This window comes from Cellulophaga sp. 20_2_10, from assembly GCF_023476645.1.
Classification (GTDB): domain Bacteria; phylum Bacteroidota; class Bacteroidia; order Flavobacteriales; family Flavobacteriaceae; genus Cellulophaga.
Genome location: NZ_JAMCOJ010000008.1, coordinates 1 through 17388, shown reverse-complemented (window position 1 = coordinate 17388; position 17388 = coordinate 1). Strand labels below are relative to the sequence as shown.

The following is a 17388-nucleotide window of genomic DNA, read 5'->3' as shown; positions in this document are numbered from 1 at the left end:
TTGCTTAAAAGGTTTGCAATAATTACGGGTAATAAGATAGAAAAGAGTGATACATATGAAAACAGAGGAAAACATCTCACAAGAGCTTATAAGTAAATTAAAGGAATGGCATAATACAGGCAATCACCTAAAAGTAGTATTAGAATTAAAAGCGTTTTCTAAAACTAGTGAGTCTTATTTATTAACCAATCTTTTGGCTAGAGCATTAAATAACCTTAATCTTTATGAAGAAGCTTTAGGCTTGTTGCAAAGTGTTAGTGAGCAAGGAAAAGAAGATAGAGATTGGCAATTTCGTGTAGGATATTCGTTATTTTATATAGATGGTAGAGAAACGGAATCTATACCTTATTTTGAAAAAGCCATAGCATTAGGGGACGATTACCCTTCTACTTATGAATTGCTATTAGAAGCTAGGTCTTTTTTAGATGATAATGTGCAGGATAATAAATCTCATGAAGAAGAGTTTACGTTTGTTCCTGAAGCTTATGCACAAATAAATCTAAATATGAGACTTCAGCCAAAGTACCGTGCTCATATAGAAGATTCTTTAGATTATATGCTTCGTTTAAAAAAATGGGGCTGCGTTAGTGGAGGTGGTACATCAATTGGAAAAAATGGAGAACCTGAATCTTGTGATATAGAGATTGATTTGGTTTCGTATTCTGAAGAAATGAAAAATAACGTAATCTCCATTGCAAAGAATTTAGAAATAGCAAATGGTTCTAAGTTAAAATACTATGCAAAAAATGAAAATGTTAATCAAGAATTTAATGTAGAATGTCCAATTGGTAAATTGGCAGGTTTAGGAGTGTATATAGACACAAAAGTTTTAGAGGGCCAACAAATAGAAGTAGATACTGTTATAGAATTGTACAACTCTCTTATTAATATTCTGGGAAATAATGGTGCATTAACACCTAGTCATAGTGAAAACACAAATCAGATTGCATTGTATTTTTATGGAGAAAGAGAGTATGAATATTTATTAAATAAAATTACGCCATTTTTAAAAGACAACGTAGTTGGTAAAAATTGTAAGGTTGTACAGATTGCATAATTTTTAGTAAGCCCTAGAGGTAATAACTCATATTGTTGTAAAAAGAAAAAAGCTTGCAAAATCATAGATTTTGCAAGCTTTTAGTGACCTCGACTGGATTCAAACCAGTAACCTCTTGAGCCGTAATCAAGTGCGCTATTCAGTTGCGCCACGAGGCCATTTTAATTAGTTTCCCTTTAACAGGGCTGCAAATATATTTCTTTTTACTTTTACAACAAAATTACTGAAGAGAAATATATGAATTTTAAAGAATACATTAGAGATGTAAAAGATTTTCCTAAGCAAGGTATTGTTTTTAAGGACATTACACCTTTGTTAAATAATGCAGAAATTTTAGAGAAAACAGCAAATGCGCTCTTAAATTTGGTAAAAGACCAAAAAATAGACAAAGTTGTGGGTATGGAGAGTCGTGGTTTCTTCTTTGCTACACTTTTAGCAACCAAATTAAATGCAGGTTTTGTGCCTGTACGCAAAAAAGGAAAATTACCTTTTAGCGTGTTGTCTAAACCTTACTCTTTGGAGTATGGAGAAGATGCTTTAGAAATACACACAGATGCTATTAAAAAGGGAGATAGAGTATTAATACATGATGATGTGTTGGCTACTGGTGGCACAGCCAAAGCTGTTTGTGAGCTAATTGAAGAATTAGGAGGCGAGGTAGTGCAATGTAATTTTTTAATAGAGTTAGACTTTTTAAATGGTAAAGATAAAATTGCACAGTATACAGTTGCTTCTTTACTACATTATTAGTCTATTGCATTAGTGGTTACAAAATAACGCCAACCAATAATAGCCATTTGTAACTTTGTGGCTTTAGATAGGTCTAGCTGTTTTTTGCTGTAAGATGGTAATAGAGTTCTATTTATTTTTGCTAAAAACATAAATATAGATTTCTTCATAAAAGTTATTTTTGCAAATATATGATATTACTAAAAAGAATAAAGGTTGCTAATAGCAACCTTTACATTTATATAGGCCTATATAATTATTCTTAGAATAGCAGTATAACAAGTAGAATAGTGTAGCTAAATAAAATTTCTGATAGAATAATCATAGTTGTGTGGTTTTTAAGGTTAATAATTAGTTGTAAACAATCGATTGTTAAATCAATATAATAAGAAAAAATGTTCACGTCCAAATAAGTAGATCATTATTAATGCAGTTGAATACACTATTGAAAGTGTTTAAGTCTTATTTATTTTAATATTTCTATATTAATCTTCAGTATTGTTTTAATTTGTAATGTTAAAATATAATTATTGTTATTATATGTAATTATTGTAGGGGCATTTTTGATGTAAAATGTATAAGCAAGGAGCTTTTCATTATTTAAAACATCATTTTAGCTTGTTTCATAAAAAGTTGCTGTAGTTTATTTCAGTTTAAGCCTTCTTATTTTATAAAAAAAAAATATTGAATTTCGAGAAATAATTGTCACATTCTAATTCTTATATTTGTTCAAAAAAATAGTAGATGTTAAATATAGTGTACATAGTTATTGGTTTGGTTTTTTTAATAATGGGTGGTAACTGGTTATTAAAATCGTCTGTAGCACTTTCTTTAAGATTACAAATACCAAAAATTGTAGTTGGGATGACGGTTGTTTCTTTTGCGACCTCTGCACCAGAATTAATTGTGAGTATTAAAGCTGCCTTAGATGGCTCTCCGGATTTAGCCTTGGGTAACGTTGTAGGTTCTAATATTGCCAATTTAGGTTTGGTTTTAGGTGTAATTGTAATGTTGGGTTCTATAGATGTACGTAAAAGTTTTTACACAACAGACTGGCCTATTTTAATAGTTGCATCTTTAATCTTTTTTGGATTTATCTACTTTGATGGTGTTATAGAATTCTACGAAGGTCTTATAATGGTTGCCTTGTTAATTGTATATATAGTATACTTAATAAAGTTTCAGAAGACGGCAGTAGAAGATGAGTCGCCAGAAGATGACGAACCTTTACCAGTCTCTAAAATGATATTATTTTTAGTTTTAGGAGGCTTAGGTTTATGGGGAGGATCAGAGCTATTGGTTAATGGAGCAACTGGTTTAGCTAGGTTTTATAATGTAAGTGAAAGAGTTATTGGGGTAACAGTGGTCTCTATAGGTACAAGTATACCAGAATTAGCAGCATCTGTAATAGCGGTAATTAAAAAAGAGAAAGCAATATCTTTAGGAAACTTAATAGGATCTAATATTTTTAACATTTTTGCAGTTTTGGGTATTACAGCAATGATTACACCTCTTAAGGTTGTAGACCAAACGCTACTTAGTAATGATATTTTATGGATGTTAGGCTTTGCTTTTATAATATTGCCGCTCGTATTTATTCCTAAGGGATTACGTTTAGGTTGGCGAGATGGTATTATACTTTTAGCAGGGTATGCGGCCTTTATCTATTTTACCATTTAAAACAAACCAAACTTTATATAAAACAAAAACGCCTAAGATAAAATCTTAGGCGTTTTTTATATCAATTTAATTATAAACTTAAATCTTTGCAGATTTTACAGTCTTAATAATTCTTCCAGCAATTTTGTAAGGATCTCCGTTAGATGCAGGTCTTCTGTCTTCTAACCAACCTTTCCAGCCTTTTTCTACTGTAATAATTGGAATACGAATAGAAGCGCCTCTATCTGAAATACCATAGCTGAAATCGTGAATAGATGCAGTTTCATGCTCACCAGTTAAACGTTGGTCGTTAAACTCACCGTAAATGGCAATATGCTCTTTTACTACAGGTCTAAATGCTTCGCATATTTTCTCGTAAACTTCTTGAGAACCACAAGTTCTTAAAGTAGTGTTAGAGAAGTTAGCGTGCATACCAGAACCATTCCAGTCCATATCTTTACCTAATGGTTTTGGGTGGTATTCTATATAGTAACCATATTGTTCTGTTAATCTATCTAATAAGTAACGAGATACCCAGATCTCATCACCAGCTTTTTTAGCTCCTTTAGCAAATAATTGATATTCCCACTGTCCGCTTGCAACTTCTTGGTTAATACCTTCAAAGTTTAAACCAGCTTCAATACATAGATCTGCGTGCTCTTCAACTAATTCTCTACCGTGAGTATGTTTACCACCAACAGAGCAGTAGTACATACCTTGTGGAGCAGGGTAGCCACCAATAGGAAATCCTAAAGGCAATTGTGTTTGCGTATCCATAATAAAGTATTCTTGCTCAAAACCGAACCAGAAATCATTGTCGTTATCATCGATTGTAGCTCTTCCGTTAGATTCGTGAGGTGTACCATCTGCATTTAAAACCTCTGTCATTACTAAAAAACCATCCTTACGTGCAGGATCTGGATATATAGCAACAGGTTTTAATAAACAGTCAGAAGCTCCACCAGAAGCTTGTCTTGTTGATGAACCATCAAAAGACCAGATTTCACAATCTTCTAGTTTTCCACTAAAGTCTTCTACTACTTTAGTTTTACTTCTCATGTTTTGAGTTGGCTTGTATCCATCAAGCCAGATATACTCTAATTTAGATTTGCTCATAATGTTGATTGTTGTAATTTCATTAAAGATGAGGCAAAAGTAATTTTTTTCATTGTATCTCCATAATTTTTATAGGGGTAATTGCTAAAATACTAGATGAAATTCGTGATACCCTTATTTTTTTAGGGGTTAATTAAAAATTTTATATTTTTTATCAGTTTAATTACTAATTTTGCAATTCATACCACTTTTAAAACTATAAATATGTCTTTAGTAAGGTTCAATGCTGTTAAAGAAAGTCTTTCAAGACCAAATTTTGTTATAAATGAAAAAGGGATCAGATCTAAAAAGTTTGGTAACCAAGTTTTTAATGAAGAGCGAATGTTGCAGTTTTTAACTAAAGATGCATTAGCTACGGTAAAATCTGCTATTTTTTCTGGTGCTAAGATTGATAGAAAAATTGCAGACCAAGTAGCAGAAGGTATAAAGTCATGGGCAATATCTTTAGGAGCTACGCATTACACACATTGGTTTCAGCCACTAACGGGTAGTACGGCTGAAAAACATGATGCCTTTTTTGATATTTTATCTGATGGTAGAGCATTAGAGAAATTTGGAGGTGGCCAATTGGTACAGCAAGAGCCAGATGCATCTAGTTTTCCTAGTGGCGGAATAAGAAATACATTTGAAGCAAGAGGTTACACTGCTTGGGACCCTACTTCGGCAGCTTTTATATATGATAAAACGTTATGTATACCTACCATATTTGTATCATACACAGGAGAAGCTTTAGATAATAAAGCGCCACTTTTACGTGCATTATCTGCGGTAGATGAGGCTGCAACAGCCGTAGCCAAGTATTTTGATAAAAACGTGACCAAAGTAAATGCAACTTTAGGCTGGGAACAAGAATATTTTTTAATAGATAAGTCTTTAGCATATTCTAGACCAGATATACTATTAACTGGTAGAACTTTAGTTGGGCACCATGCTGCAAAAGGGCAACAGTTAGACGATCACTATTTTGGCGTAATACCGGCCAGAGTACTTAACTTTATGAAAGAGCTAGAGATAGAGTGTATTAAATTAGGGATACCTGTTAAAACGAGACATAACGAGGTTGCTCCTAATCAGTTTGAGCTTGCTCCAGTTTTTGAAGAGGCAAACTTAGCTGTAGACCATAACCTATTATTAATGGATGTTATGGATAAAATAGCAGACAAGCATAATTTAAAGGTATTGTTCCATGAAAAACCGTTTGCACACGTAAATGGCTCTGGAAAACATAATAACTGGTCGTTAGCAACAGATACAGGTACCAACTTATTAAGTCCTGGATCTACACCAATGAAGAATCTTCAGTTTTTAACGTTCTTTATTAATACCATAAAAGCAGTAGATACATACGAGGAGTTGTTAAGATCATCAATAGCATCTGCGAGTAACGATCATAGGCTAGGGGCTAATGAAGCTCCGCCTGCAATTTTTTCAATTTTTATAGGAACACAACTTAGTAGTGTTTTAGATGAGTTAGAGGGGGTTTCTAAAGGTAAATTATCACCAGAAGAAAAAACGGAACTTAAATTAAATGTAGTTGGTAAAATACCAGAAATACTATTAGACAATACAGACAGGAATAGAACATCTCCTTTTGCTTTTACAGGTAATAAGTTTGAGATGCGTGGAGTAGGTTCTAAAGCAAACTGCTCTAAGCCAATGACTGTTTTAAATACTATAGTTGCCAAACAATTAATAGAATTTAAAAAAGAAGTAGATGAGCTTATAGATAAAAAAAGTCTTAAGAAAGATGAGGCCGTTTTTAATGTTTTACGTGAGTATATTAAAACATCTAAACGAATTAGGTTTGATGGTGATGGTTATAGCAAGGAATGGGAGAAAGAAGCTAAAAAACGCAAACTAAGTAATAATAAAACGACACCAGAAGCTTTACAGGTATTAACGTCTAAAGATAGCTTAGAACTTTTTAAGTCTATGAAGGTAATGAGCGAAGTAGAGATTACTGCTAGACAAGAAATAGAACTAGAAACTTATATTATGCACTTGCAAATAGAAGGTAGAGTTTTTAACGAGTTGGTTTACGGGCATATACTGCCAGCAGCTTTGGCTTATCAAAATAAATTATTAAAAACGGTAATGGGTCTAAAAGATATTTATGGAGATTCGTATAAAACAATGGCTGCAGCGCAATTAACAATAATAGAAGAAATTGCAACGTATGTTAATGCTATAAAATCTAAAGTAGATGAAATGACGCAAGCACGTAGAGACGCAAATAACTTAAAAGATTTGACTAAAAAAGCATTTGCATACTGTGATAGTGTTAAGCCTTATTTTGAAGAAATCAGATACAATAGTGATAAGTTAGAACAGTTGATAGATAATGAGTTATGGCCATTAACTAAGTATAGAGAGCTCTTATTTACGGAATAGTTTTACATGAGTTGAAATTGTTTTTTTTGTATATTTTCAGGATTTTTATACTAGTCTAATAGGTGAATTACTTTAATATCCTATCTTTGTTTATTGATATAAATCAAACCTATTTGAAAATATGGAATATTTAGACTTTGAACTCCCTATCAAAGAACTAGAAGAGCAGTTAGATAAGTGTCAGATTATTGGCAAGGAGAGTGATGTAGATGTATCTGAAACTTGCAAGCAGATAGAGAAAAAATTAACAGAGACTAGAAAAGATATATATAAAAATCTTACACCTTGGCAAAGGGTACAATTATCTAGACACCCTAACAGACCTTATACATTAGATTACATTAATGCAATCTGTGGAGAAACTTTTTTAGAATTGCACGGAGACCGTACTGTAAAAGATGATAAAGCAATGATTGGAGGCCTTGGTAAAATAGGCGACCAAAGTTTTATGTTTATTGGTCAACAAAAAGGATACAATACAAAAACAAGACAATATCGTAATTTTGGAATGGCAAACCCAGAGGGTTACCGTAAAGCATTACGTTTAATGAAATCTGCAGAGAAATTTAATGTTCCTGTAGTATGTCTTATAGATACTCCTGGTGCTTACCCAGGTATAGAAGCAGAAGAACGCGGACAAGGAGAAGCTATTGCTCGTAATATATTAGAAATGACACGACTAAAAGTGCCAATTATTGTTGTAATAATAGGCGAGGGAGCTTCTGGTGGTGCATTAGGTATTGGTGTTGGTGATAAAGTATTAATGTTAGAAAACACATGGTACTCTGTAATATCTCCAGAATCTTGTTCTTCAATTTTATGGAGAAGTTGGGAATATAAAGAGCAAGCTGCTGAAGCATTAAAACTTACAGCAACAGACATGAAGAAATTAAAGCTTATTGATGAAATTGTACGTGAACCTGCAGGAGGAGCACATGCAAACAGAGAAAAGAATTTTACTATTGTAAAAAACAAAATTATTTCTCATTTTGAAGAGCTTAAAAAGTTATCACCAAAAGAATTGGTAGAAACTAGAATGGATAAATATGCAAATATGGGAGTCTTTAACGGCTAACAGGCATTTTTAGTAAAAATAGTAGAAATCCAAAGCGTAAGTCTTTGGATTTTTTTTGGTTATGAACACAAATTCGTAACTTATCAACAGGTCAATTGTTAATCAATAGTGAATATCACGACCCCCATTTTTTAAGTTAACTAAACGTTAATTGCATACTTTAGCAGATATGGATAAGCCAAGCCCAGTAGTAGGACATAAGATAGATAAATCTACAATTATTAGTTTAGAGAGGGGTAAAATACCTCCGCAAGCTGTTGATTTAGAAGAGGTTGTCATCGGCGCAATGATGATAGATAAAAAAGGTGTAGATGAGGTTATAGATATTTTACATCCAGATGTTTTTTACAAAGAAGCACACAAACACATTTACGAGGCAATTTTTAAGTTATTTGAATCTTCAGAGCCAATAGATTTATTAACCGTTTCAACACAATTAAAGCAAGATGGAAAGTTAGAAGTTGTAGGTGGAGATTTTTACCTTATTAGACTTACCCAAAAAGTAACTTCTTCGGCGCATATTGAGTTTCATGCAAGAATTATACTTCAAAAATTTATACAAAGGAGTTTGATAAAAATTTCTAATGAAATTATACAAGAGGCATATGAAGATGCTACTGATGTATTTGATTTGTTAGATGCAGCAGAATCTAAGTTGTATGATGTTACGCAAGGAAATTTAAAACGTTCTGCAGAAACAGCACAAAACTTAGTAATACAAGCAAAGAAAAGGATAGAAGAAATATCTGGTAAAGAAGGTTTAAGTGGTGTGCCGTCTGGTTTTCATAAATTAGATGAGTTAACTTCTGGTTGGCAACCGAGTGATTTAATTATTGTAGCTGCTCGTCCAGGTATGGGTAAAACGGCATTTACATTATCTATGGCACGTAACATGGCAGTGCAATCTAATATGCCAGTTGCTTTCTTCTCTCTGGAGATGTCATCTGTACAGTTAATTACAAGACTAATTTCTTCAGAAACAGGTTTGTCATCAGAAAAATTACGTACAGGTAAATTAGAGAAACACGAGTGGGAACAATTAAACGTAAAAGTAAAAACATTAGAATCTGCACCGTTATTTATAGATGATACACCATCACTTTCTATTTTTGACCTTAGAGCTAAATGTCGAAGATTGGCATCTCAACATGGTATAAAAATGATTATGATTGATTATTTGCAGTTAATGACTGCGGGTGGTACTCAAAAAGGAGGAAACAGGGAACAAGAAATTTCTACAATTTCTAGAAACTTAAAAGCCTTAGCAAAAGAACTTAATGTTCCTGTAATTGCACTTTCTCAGTTATCAAGGGCTGTAGAAACGCGTGGTGGTAGTAAAAGGCCAATACTATCAGATTTACGTGAATCTGGAGCAATTGAGCAAGATGCCGATATTGTATCATTTATTTATAGACCAGAATACTATAAAATTGATGAATGGGATGATGATGAGCATTCACCAACGCAAGGACAAGGTGAATTTATTGTTGCAAAACACAGGAATGGTGGATTAGAAAGTATCAGACTTAAATTTATTGGTAGTCAAGGTAAGTTTGATAACCTTGATGATTTTGATTCTCCAGTTGAATTTCAATCTAAAATGAATGAAAACGAACAGAATCCATTTTTAACTCAAGGTCTTCCAGATGCTAATGAAGCTTTTGGTAGTTCTATGAACGACGGTTTACCGCCAGAAGGAGATAATGACGTTCCTTTTTAATAATTGTATTTTATGAGAAAAGTGAATAACTTAATTTCAGATTCAATAGTTAGAATTGAAGATATGACAATAGGAGATAATGATTGTTATATAAATACAGGTTTTTGTAAATTTGATGAGTTAACATCTGGTTTGCAAAAAGGGGATTTAATTACAATTGGTTCCCGTCCTTCAATTGGAAAAACATCTATGGCACTTAACCTTGCTAAGAATATCTCGGTTCATAGTGACAAGCCTGTTTTGTTTTTTTCTTTGGAAGCTAAGATTAATAATATAATTCTTAAATTGATTTCGGCTGAAACAGGGCTTTCTTTATCTAAGCTAAGGAACGGTGTGTTAGAAAACTATGAATGGGAAATTTTAAATACAAAAACCGAATCTCTAAAAAAAGCCCCTTTTTATATTGATGATTCAGGGGAGATATCAATTGAATTAATTGAATCTCGAATAGAAAATGCTGTAAAGAATGATAATGTAAAGGTTGTAATTGTTGATTATCTACAACTTATTACAATTTCTGGCAAAAATTCGATGGCTTCAAATAGAGAACAATATGTTTCTATTATTGTAAGAAAGTTGAAGGCATTAGCAAAAAACTATGATATTCCCATTGTGTTATTCTCTCAGTTATCTCGAACTTTAGAAACTAGAGGAGGAAGTAAACGTCCAATTTTATGTGATTTACGGGAATCTGGAGCTATAGAAGATGACTCAGATTTAGTTTGTTTTTTGTATCGTCCTGAATATTATAAAATTGATGAATGGGATGATGATGAGCATTCGCCGACACAGGGCCAAGCTGAATTAATTGTTGCAAAAAATAGAAATGGAAGATTAGAAAATATACGGCTTAAGTTTACTGAAAGTAAGGGGAAATTTGAGGACTTGGAGGATTTTAGTAATCCTTTTGAGTTTAAATCAAATATGAGTAAAAATGAAGCTTTAAATGATTCTATGGAAGGTAGTGTATCATCAGAAGGAGATAATGACGTTCCTTTTTAATTAAAATCTATATTTTACTCTATGTTATTTAAGCATAGAGTAAAATTCTTTCACTTTTTAAGATATACGTAGTAATATAAAATGAGATTTAATTACCTTTAAAAGGCTAAAATAATGATCATTTATAATGCGTAAATATTTATTACTTCTTTCTTTTTTTTATTTTTCAATGAGTCTTATGGCTTCTAATATCCTAATTCCTATGGATGCAGAAAGTCAAAAAAATCATTTAAAAGCGTACGGAATTACGTATTGGGTTTTAGCAAAGCAACAAAAGGTACATTGGCTATTAAACTATAGAGGTGGTTCTTTTTTATTGCCAGATGGTGATGCTATTCGTAAAGAATGTCAAATTAGAGGTGTTTCTTTTGAGGTTTTGTCTACAGCACAAGCAGAAAGTATTTTGGCAGACATAAGTAGTCCATCCAAAAATCAAGATGCTGTTATTCTAGAAAAAGCACCTAAAATTGCAGTATATTCTCCTTCAGGAAATCATCCATGGGACGATGCTGTTACAATGGTACTTACGTATGCGGAAATTCCATATGTTACTATTTATGATGAAGAAGTTTTAAGTGATAAATTAGCTTTGTATGATTGGTTGCATTTACATCATGAAGATTTTACGGGTCAATATGGTAAGTTTTATGGCAGCTATAAAGCAGCGCCTTGGTATATAGAAAGTAAAGAGAATTCAGAAATTTTAGCAAAGAAACTAGGGTATAGCAAAGTGTCTGAAGAAAAAAGAGATGTTGCTTTAAAAATAAGAAATTACGTTATTGGTGGTGGATTTATGTTTGCTATGTGTTCTGCTACCGATAGTTTTGATATTGCTTTAGCGGCAGAAGGGGTAGATATTTGTGAACCTATGTTCGATGGTGATGCATCGGAACCAAATTATCAGTCAAAAATTGACTATAAAAAAACATTTGCCTTTACAGATTTTACATTAGAACGTAACCCAACCGTATACGAGTTTTCTACTATAGATATGACTAGGACCAGGCAACTGTCTAAAGATTCGGATTATTTTTCTTTAATGGATTTTTCGGCTAAATGGGATCCTGTGCCAACAATGCTTTGCCAAAACCATACTTCTTTGGTAAAAGGGTTTATGGGGCAAACAACTGCTTTTAATAGAAAACAATTAAAATCTACAGTTTTAGTTTTAGGTGAAAATAAAATAAATAGTGAAGCTAGATACATTCACGGTATAAAAGGAAAAGGTTTTTTTACTTTTTACGGTGGTCACGATCCAGAAGATTACCAACATAGAGTAGGGGACCCTAAAACAGAATTAGAATTACACCCAACTTCTCCAGGATACAGGTTAATATTAAATAATGTATTGTTCCCTGCTGCGCGTAAAAAGAAGAAGAAGACCTAAGTCTTTAACTTTTTAGAAGCAGGTCTAAAATAGTTTCAACCCCATATTCATCATTACTTTTTGTTGTGTAATTGGCAGCTTTAGTTACGTTAGGGTGTGCATTGGCCATTGCAAAACTAAAATCTGCAAGAGCAAGCATTTCTAAATCGTTATTAAAATCACCAAAAACCATAGTTTCTGAAGAAGAAACATTAAACATATCTTGTAGTTTTTTTAAAGCGTGACCTTTATGTGCATTATTGTGAGATAGATCTAGCCAGTTTTCTCCAGATACTTTTACCTTTAATTTAGATTCTAAGTGTTTTACTTTGGGGTATATAAAGGTTTCAGAACTCTCAAAATGAAAAATAGCTATTTTTAAAATCTCATCTTCGTATTCACGTAAGTTGTCTAAAAGTGCATATTCCGCATAATACTCCTTAAACTTTATAACGAATTCTTCAGAGTTAGATGAGATATACGCTTTCTTTTTACCACAAAGTACAGGGTAAACACCATCAATAGTAGAAATTAAATCTAAAAGTTCTAGAATTGTTTCTCTATCTAAGCCGGTTTGTAATAGCTCTATGTCTTTATCTTTAGCAATCGCACCATTCTCTGCAATAACCAAGATATCATCTTTAATAGTATGTAATTTATCTATAATGCTATGGTACTGTCTACCACTAGCAGCAACAAATAGGATGTTGTTTTCTCTTAATGCTTTAAATTGTTTAAAGAATTTTTCGCTAACCTCGTGTTTAGAGTTTAGTAATGTACCGTCCATATCGGTAACAACCATTTTTACTTTAGATAAATCCATATGCTATGCTAATTATACGATGTAAATATATCTTTATCTTCTTAAAAATAGATGAAGATTAGTTCATCATTTTGTAAAAGATAATGAGTGTATTGTATGTACGTTATTAAAAGAATTTTATACTCAACGGGTATTTGTATAATCTTTTTTCTGATGCAGCCATCCCACCCATTATAGGTGGTATAATCATAAGTAATGCTAATGCAATACCTACGGCAATTAATAGAATTAAAAATATAAAACCTATTAAGATAGCAGTTAAAATAAGCGATATAAATAGTAGTACAAAAAATGTAATGGAATATATTAAAAGACTAATCTGGAAATTAACGACAGCCTTTCCGTGTATATCCATATCCTTTATGTTTTCTTTTTTAGATGACCACATGACAATAGGTATAATTATGCCAAACGGTCCTAAAAAATTAAGGAGCTGCGAGTAATGCATTAAGGATATAGAACTGTAGTCTTCTTGTAAATCAATATTTGTCATTGGCTTTTGTTGTGTCGTTTTTTACGCAGTTCATAAAGCGTTAAAAATACTGTTATTAGTATACAAATGGAAATAAAAGTATATGGTTTTTTTTCAGTTAGGTTAATTAAAAACTCTGTCATCTCTGCAAGTTCTCCTGTCATGTTCTTTTTTAATTAAATAATATCTTATTCTCTTTAGGAGATGCAAAAAGCTGTAAAAGGTTGCTTTGAGCCCTATAGAGATACGTGTATTTTATAACCACTAAAAGGTGTAGTTATTGCCTAGTGTCTATTAAAGTTATGGTAAAAAAAAACCTACTCTAAAAGAGTAGGTTCATTCATCTAAGCGAGATGAGTTATTTTTATTTTACCTTGTTTACAATAGCTTTAAAAGCTTCTGGGTGGTTCATAGCTAAATCTGCTAAAACCTTACGGTTAAGCTCTATGTTATTAGCTTTTACTTTACCCATGAATTGAGAATAAGATAATCCATGTAATCTAGCACCTGCATTAATACGAGTGATCCATAAAGCACGGAAATTTCTTTTCTTAACTCTACGGTCTCTATAAGCATATTGCATTGCTTTTTCAACCGCATTTTTGGCTACTGTCCAAACGTTTTTACGTCTTCCAAAGTACCCTTTGGCTTGCTTCATCACTTTTTTTCTTCTAGCTCGTGAAGCAACTGAATTTACTGATCTTGGCATAATTTTAATTTTTTTTGTAGTAGGCGGACTCTAAATTGAGACACTTTATTTTTAAGCCTAACTCCATGGTTAATAATAATTACCGAAAAGAATCTATTACTTTAAACGTAATTGTTCTTTTATACTATTCACATCGGCTTTGTGTACTAAAGTACTGTGAGTCAATGCTAGCTTACGCTTTTTAGATTTTTTTGTCAAAATGTGACTCTTAAAAGCGTGCTTTCTTTTTATTTTACCAGAACCTGTAAGCTTGAAACGCTTTTTAGCACTGGATTTTGTTTTCATTTTAGGCATTTGTTCCTATTTAATAAATTAAATACCGTAAAAAACTTACGGCATCTCTCGCTTAGTGAACCAAGTCTAGACCTGATTTATTTTACGAATACTTACTAGTAAGTATTGTTACTTCTTTGTCTTAGGAGCTAAAAACATTGTCATTCTTTTGCCTTCTAATTTAGGCATCTGTTCTACCTTACCAAGTTCTTCTAGTTCTTGGGCAAGACGTAACAACAATATTTCTCCTTGATCTTTATAGACAATAGATCTACCTTTAAAAAATACGTATGCTTTTAATTTAGCACCTTCTTTTAAAAATTTCTCTGCATGTTTCTTTTTAAACTCATAATCGTGATCATCTGTTTGTGGTCCAAAACGAATTTCTTTAACCACTACTTTAGACGCTTTGGCTTTCATCACCTTTTCACGCTTCTTTTGTTCGTACAAAAACTTTTTGTAGTCTATAATTTTACACACAGGAGGGTCTGCTTTTGGTGAGATTTCTACCAAATCTAATTCTAACTCCTCTGCTTTTGCTAACGCCACTTTAGTCGTGTAAACACCAACCTCAATATTATCTCCAACTAAACGTACATTTGGTACTTTTATATCGCTGTTAATATTATGCGGGTTTTTATTCTCTCTCCTCGGCTGTGGCCTAAATCTCTTTCTAATTGCTATAACTGATAATTTTTAGATTAAACTTCTATTTTTTTAAAACGACTTTAAGGTACTATTTATTTCGCTAGTTACCAAGTCACTAAAATCTTTTATTGAGATAGAGCCTAAATCATCACCTCCGTGTTTACGTACAGAAATAGTGTTTGTAGCCTCTTCATTCTCGCCAATGATAATCATAAAAGGGATTTTATTCATTTCTGCTTCCCTAATTTTCTTACCAACTGTTTCGTTTCTGTTGTCTAGCAGGGCGCGAATTTCGTTATTTTCTAATGAATTTAAAACTTTTTTCGCATATTTCTCATATTTCTCGCTAACTGGTAGTATAATTACTTGTTCTGGTGTTAGCCATAATGGAAAATTACCACCTGTATGTTCTAGTAATAGCGCTATAAAACGTTCCATACTTCCAAAAGGAGCACGGTGAATCATCACTGGTCTGTGATTCTCGTTATCACTTCCTTTATAGGTAAGATCAAAACGTTCTGGTAAGTTATAATCAACTTGTATAGTACCAAGTTGCCAATTTCTTCCTAGAGCATCTTTTACCATAAAATCTAGTTTAGGTCCATAAAAAGCAGCTTCACCACTTTCTATAACGTAATCCAAACCTTTTTCTTTAGCTGCATTTATAATCGCATTTTCAGCTTTTTCCCAGTTTTCAACACTACCTATGTATTTGTCGGGAGTATTTAAGTCCCTTACAGATACTTGCGCTCTAAAGTTATCAAATCCTAAAGAATTTAATACATATAAAGATAAGTCTATTACATTTCTAAACTCTTCGTCTAATTGATCTGGTGTACAAAAAATATGTGCATCATCTTGTGTAAAACCACGAACACGTGTTAAACCGTGTAGTTCTCCACTTTGTTCGTATCTATACACGGTACCAAATTCAGCAAAACGCTTAGGTAGATCTTTATAAGAATGTGGTTTAAAGTTATAAACTTCACAATGGTGTGGGCAGTTCATAGGCTTTAATAAAAACTCCTCATCCATTTTAGGAGTTTTAATTGGCTGAAAACTATCCTCTCCGTATTTTGCATAATGTCCAGAAGTAACATAAAGTTCCTTTTGTCCTATATGTGGTGTAACAACCATTTCGTAACCAGCCTTCTTCTGGGCTTTTTTCAAAAAGTTCTCTAAACGTTCTCTTAAGGCAGCACCTTTTGGTAGCCATAGGGGCAGACCTGCGCCAACTTTTTGAGAAAAAGTAAACAACTCTAGTTCCTTCCCTAATTTTCTATGGTCTCTTTGCTTTGCTTGTTCTAATAGCTCTAGATACTCTGTTAATTCCTTTTGTTTAGGAAAAGAGATACCGTACAAACGTGTAAGTTGTGTTTTGTTTTCGTCACCTCTCCAGTAAGCGCCAGCAACACTTAATATTTTTATAGCTTTTACAATACCAGTATTTGGTATGTGTCCGCCTCTACATAAATCCGTAAACGTATCATGGTCGCAAAAAGTAATGGTACCGTCCTCTAAGTTTTCAATTAACTCGGTCTTGTATTCATTACCTTGTTCCTTATATAAGGATAAAGCTTCAGCCTTAGTAACAGCTCTCATTTTAAAATCGTGCTTACCTCTAGCAATTTCAATAGCCTTCTTTTCTATAGCAGGGAAATCTTTGTCAGATATAGATCTATCACCTAAATCAATATCGTAATAAAAACCATTTTCTATAGATGGGCCAATTGTTAACTTAACCCCAGGGTATAGTTGTTCAATAGCCTGCGCAACAATGTGCGAGGACGAATGCCAAAAAGCTTGCTTACCTTCAGTATCATTCCAAGTGTATAAAACTAGAGAACCATCTTCGGTTAGTGGGGTAACGGTTTCTACCGTGGTATCATTAAATTTAGCAGAAATAACATTTCTTGCAAATCCTTCGCTAATGCTTTTAGCAACGTCCATAGGAGTGCTCCCCTTGGAAAATTCTTTTAAAGTACCGTCTGGTAAAGTAATTTTAATCATACCTATTATTAATATATAGGACACAAAGATAATATGTTGTTATCACCTTAACAATAATAATGTAGATATTTTCATACTATATAGGAATAAGCTTGTTTGTTTTGTAACAAGTCGCGCTATCTTATATATAGGTATGGTGTTTTTCTAGTGTATTCTTTTATATCTATAGGTTGATAATAGCCTTGGCTACGACAAAGAACCTGGGATAAACTGTGTGGTTTTGGGAGGGTTTGTTAATTTGTTTAAAAAGGGTTAAAAAAGATGCTTGTTTAAGGTGTTGATAAATAGGCTTGTAAAGGTGTATTTAGAAATACTTTTAAAAAAGATTTAGAAAAGGG

The 17388-nt window shown here is 32.7% G+C and carries 16 protein-coding genes and 1 tRNA gene; 8 read left to right on the top strand and 9 right to left on the bottom strand.

All coding sequences use genetic code 11. The features are described from left to right. Positions 1 to 55 precede the first annotated feature (55 nt). A complete protein-coding gene (locus M4I21_RS13910) occupies positions 56 to 1057 on the top strand; it encodes a tetratricopeptide repeat protein (RefSeq protein ID WP_249559837.1) in 1002 nt (333 codons plus the stop codon). A gap of 84 nt (positions 1058 to 1141) precedes the next feature. On the opposite strand, the gene M4I21_RS13905 is transcribed toward M4I21_RS13910, so the two are convergent. After that, a tRNA-Arg gene (locus M4I21_RS13905) sits at positions 1142 to 1215 on the bottom strand. A 79-nt stretch (positions 1216 to 1294) separates the two neighbouring features. Between M4I21_RS13905 and M4I21_RS13900 the strand changes: the two genes are divergently transcribed. After that, a complete protein-coding gene (locus tag M4I21_RS13900) occupies positions 1295 to 1807 on the top strand; it encodes an adenine phosphoribosyltransferase (RefSeq protein ID WP_249559836.1) in 513 nt (170 codons plus the stop codon). Here M4I21_RS13900 and M4I21_RS13895 read toward each other — a convergent pair. Beyond that, entirely contained in the window at positions 1804 to 1956 is a 153-nt protein-coding gene (locus M4I21_RS13895) for an SsrA-binding protein (RefSeq protein ID WP_249559835.1), read from the bottom strand. The two genes, M4I21_RS13900 and M4I21_RS13895, sit on opposite strands and share 4 nt — an antisense overlap. Before the next feature lie 574 nt (positions 1957 to 2530). Between M4I21_RS13895 and M4I21_RS13890 the strand changes: the two genes are divergently transcribed. Continuing rightward, complete coding sequence (locus tag M4I21_RS13890) at positions 2531 to 3466, top strand: calcium/sodium antiporter (protein WP_249559834.1); 936 nt, start codon at positions 2531 to 2533, stop codon at positions 3464 to 3466. Positions 3467 to 3544: 78 nt separating this feature from the next. Here M4I21_RS13890 and M4I21_RS13885 read toward each other — a convergent pair whose 3' ends face one another. Further along, on the bottom strand, positions 3545 to 4561 hold the full coding sequence (locus M4I21_RS13885) for a glutamine synthetase beta-grasp domain-containing protein (protein WP_249559833.1): 1017 nt from the start codon (positions 4559 to 4561) through the stop codon (positions 3545 to 3547). 204 nt (positions 4562 to 4765) lie between these two features. Here M4I21_RS13885 and M4I21_RS13880 point away from each other — a divergent pair, with 204 nt between their 5' ends. The 5 genes from M4I21_RS13880 (at position 4766) to M4I21_RS13860 (ending at position 12136) form a co-directional block, all read left to right on the top strand. After that, positions 4766 to 6952, top strand: a complete 2187-nt coding sequence (locus M4I21_RS13880) for a glutamine synthetase III family protein (protein WP_249559832.1) — start codon at positions 4766 to 4768, stop codon at positions 6950 to 6952. 121 nt (positions 6953 to 7073) lie between these two features. Beyond that, positions 7074 to 8027, top strand: coding sequence for an acetyl-CoA carboxylase carboxyltransferase subunit alpha (locus M4I21_RS13875; protein WP_249559831.1), 954 nt, complete (start codon positions 7074 to 7076; stop codon positions 8025 to 8027). 169 nt (positions 8028 to 8196) lie between these two features. Beyond that, on the top strand, positions 8197 to 9747 hold the full coding sequence (gene dnaB, locus M4I21_RS13870; protein WP_249559830.1) for a replicative DNA helicase: 1551 nt from the start codon (positions 8197 to 8199) through the stop codon (positions 9745 to 9747). A 12-nt stretch (positions 9748 to 9759) separates the two neighbouring features. Beyond that, the gene (locus M4I21_RS13865) at positions 9760 to 10749 is read left to right on the top strand and encodes a DnaB-like helicase C-terminal domain-containing protein (protein ID WP_249559829.1); all 990 of its coding nucleotides are present in this window, start codon (positions 9760 to 9762) and stop codon (positions 10747 to 10749) included. A gap of 127 nt (positions 10750 to 10876) precedes the next feature. After that, on the top strand, positions 10877 to 12136 hold the full coding sequence (locus M4I21_RS13860; RefSeq protein WP_249559828.1) for an asparagine synthetase B: 1260 nt from the start codon (positions 10877 to 10879) through the stop codon (positions 12134 to 12136). Between the two features lie 4 nt (positions 12137 to 12140). Here M4I21_RS13860 and M4I21_RS13855 read toward each other — a convergent pair whose 3' ends face one another. The 6 genes from M4I21_RS13855 to thrS all read right to left on the bottom strand — a co-directional run bounded on the left by M4I21_RS13855 (position 12141) and on the right by thrS (position 17050). After that, positions 12141 to 12938, bottom strand: coding sequence for an HAD family hydrolase (locus M4I21_RS13855; protein WP_249559827.1), 798 nt, complete (start codon positions 12936 to 12938; stop codon positions 12141 to 12143). A gap of 106 nt (positions 12939 to 13044) precedes the next feature. Further along, complete coding sequence (locus M4I21_RS13850; RefSeq protein ID WP_249559826.1) at positions 13045 to 13431, bottom strand: DUF4870 domain-containing protein; 387 nt, start codon at positions 13429 to 13431, stop codon at positions 13045 to 13047. 343 nt (positions 13432 to 13774) lie between these two features. Further along, positions 13775 to 14119, bottom strand: a complete 345-nt coding sequence (gene rplT / locus M4I21_RS13845) for a 50S ribosomal protein L20 (RefSeq protein ID WP_072302933.1) — start codon at positions 14117 to 14119, stop codon at positions 13775 to 13777. A gap of 96 nt (positions 14120 to 14215) precedes the next feature. Then, positions 14216 to 14413 (bottom strand): 50S ribosomal protein L35, encoded by a 198-nt coding sequence (rpmI, locus tag M4I21_RS13840; RefSeq protein ID WP_249559825.1) that lies wholly within the window; start codon positions 14411 to 14413, stop codon positions 14216 to 14218. 108 nt (positions 14414 to 14521) lie between these two features. Continuing rightward, the gene (gene infC, locus M4I21_RS13835) at positions 14522 to 15070 is read right to left on the bottom strand and encodes a translation initiation factor IF-3 (RefSeq protein WP_072302931.1); all 549 of its coding nucleotides are present in this window, start codon (positions 15068 to 15070) and stop codon (positions 14522 to 14524) included. Between the two features lie 39 nt (positions 15071 to 15109). Next, positions 15110 to 17050, bottom strand: coding sequence for a threonine--tRNA ligase (gene thrS, locus M4I21_RS13830; protein ID WP_249559824.1), 1941 nt, complete (start codon positions 17048 to 17050; stop codon positions 15110 to 15112). Positions 17051 to 17388: the final 338 nt, after the last annotated feature.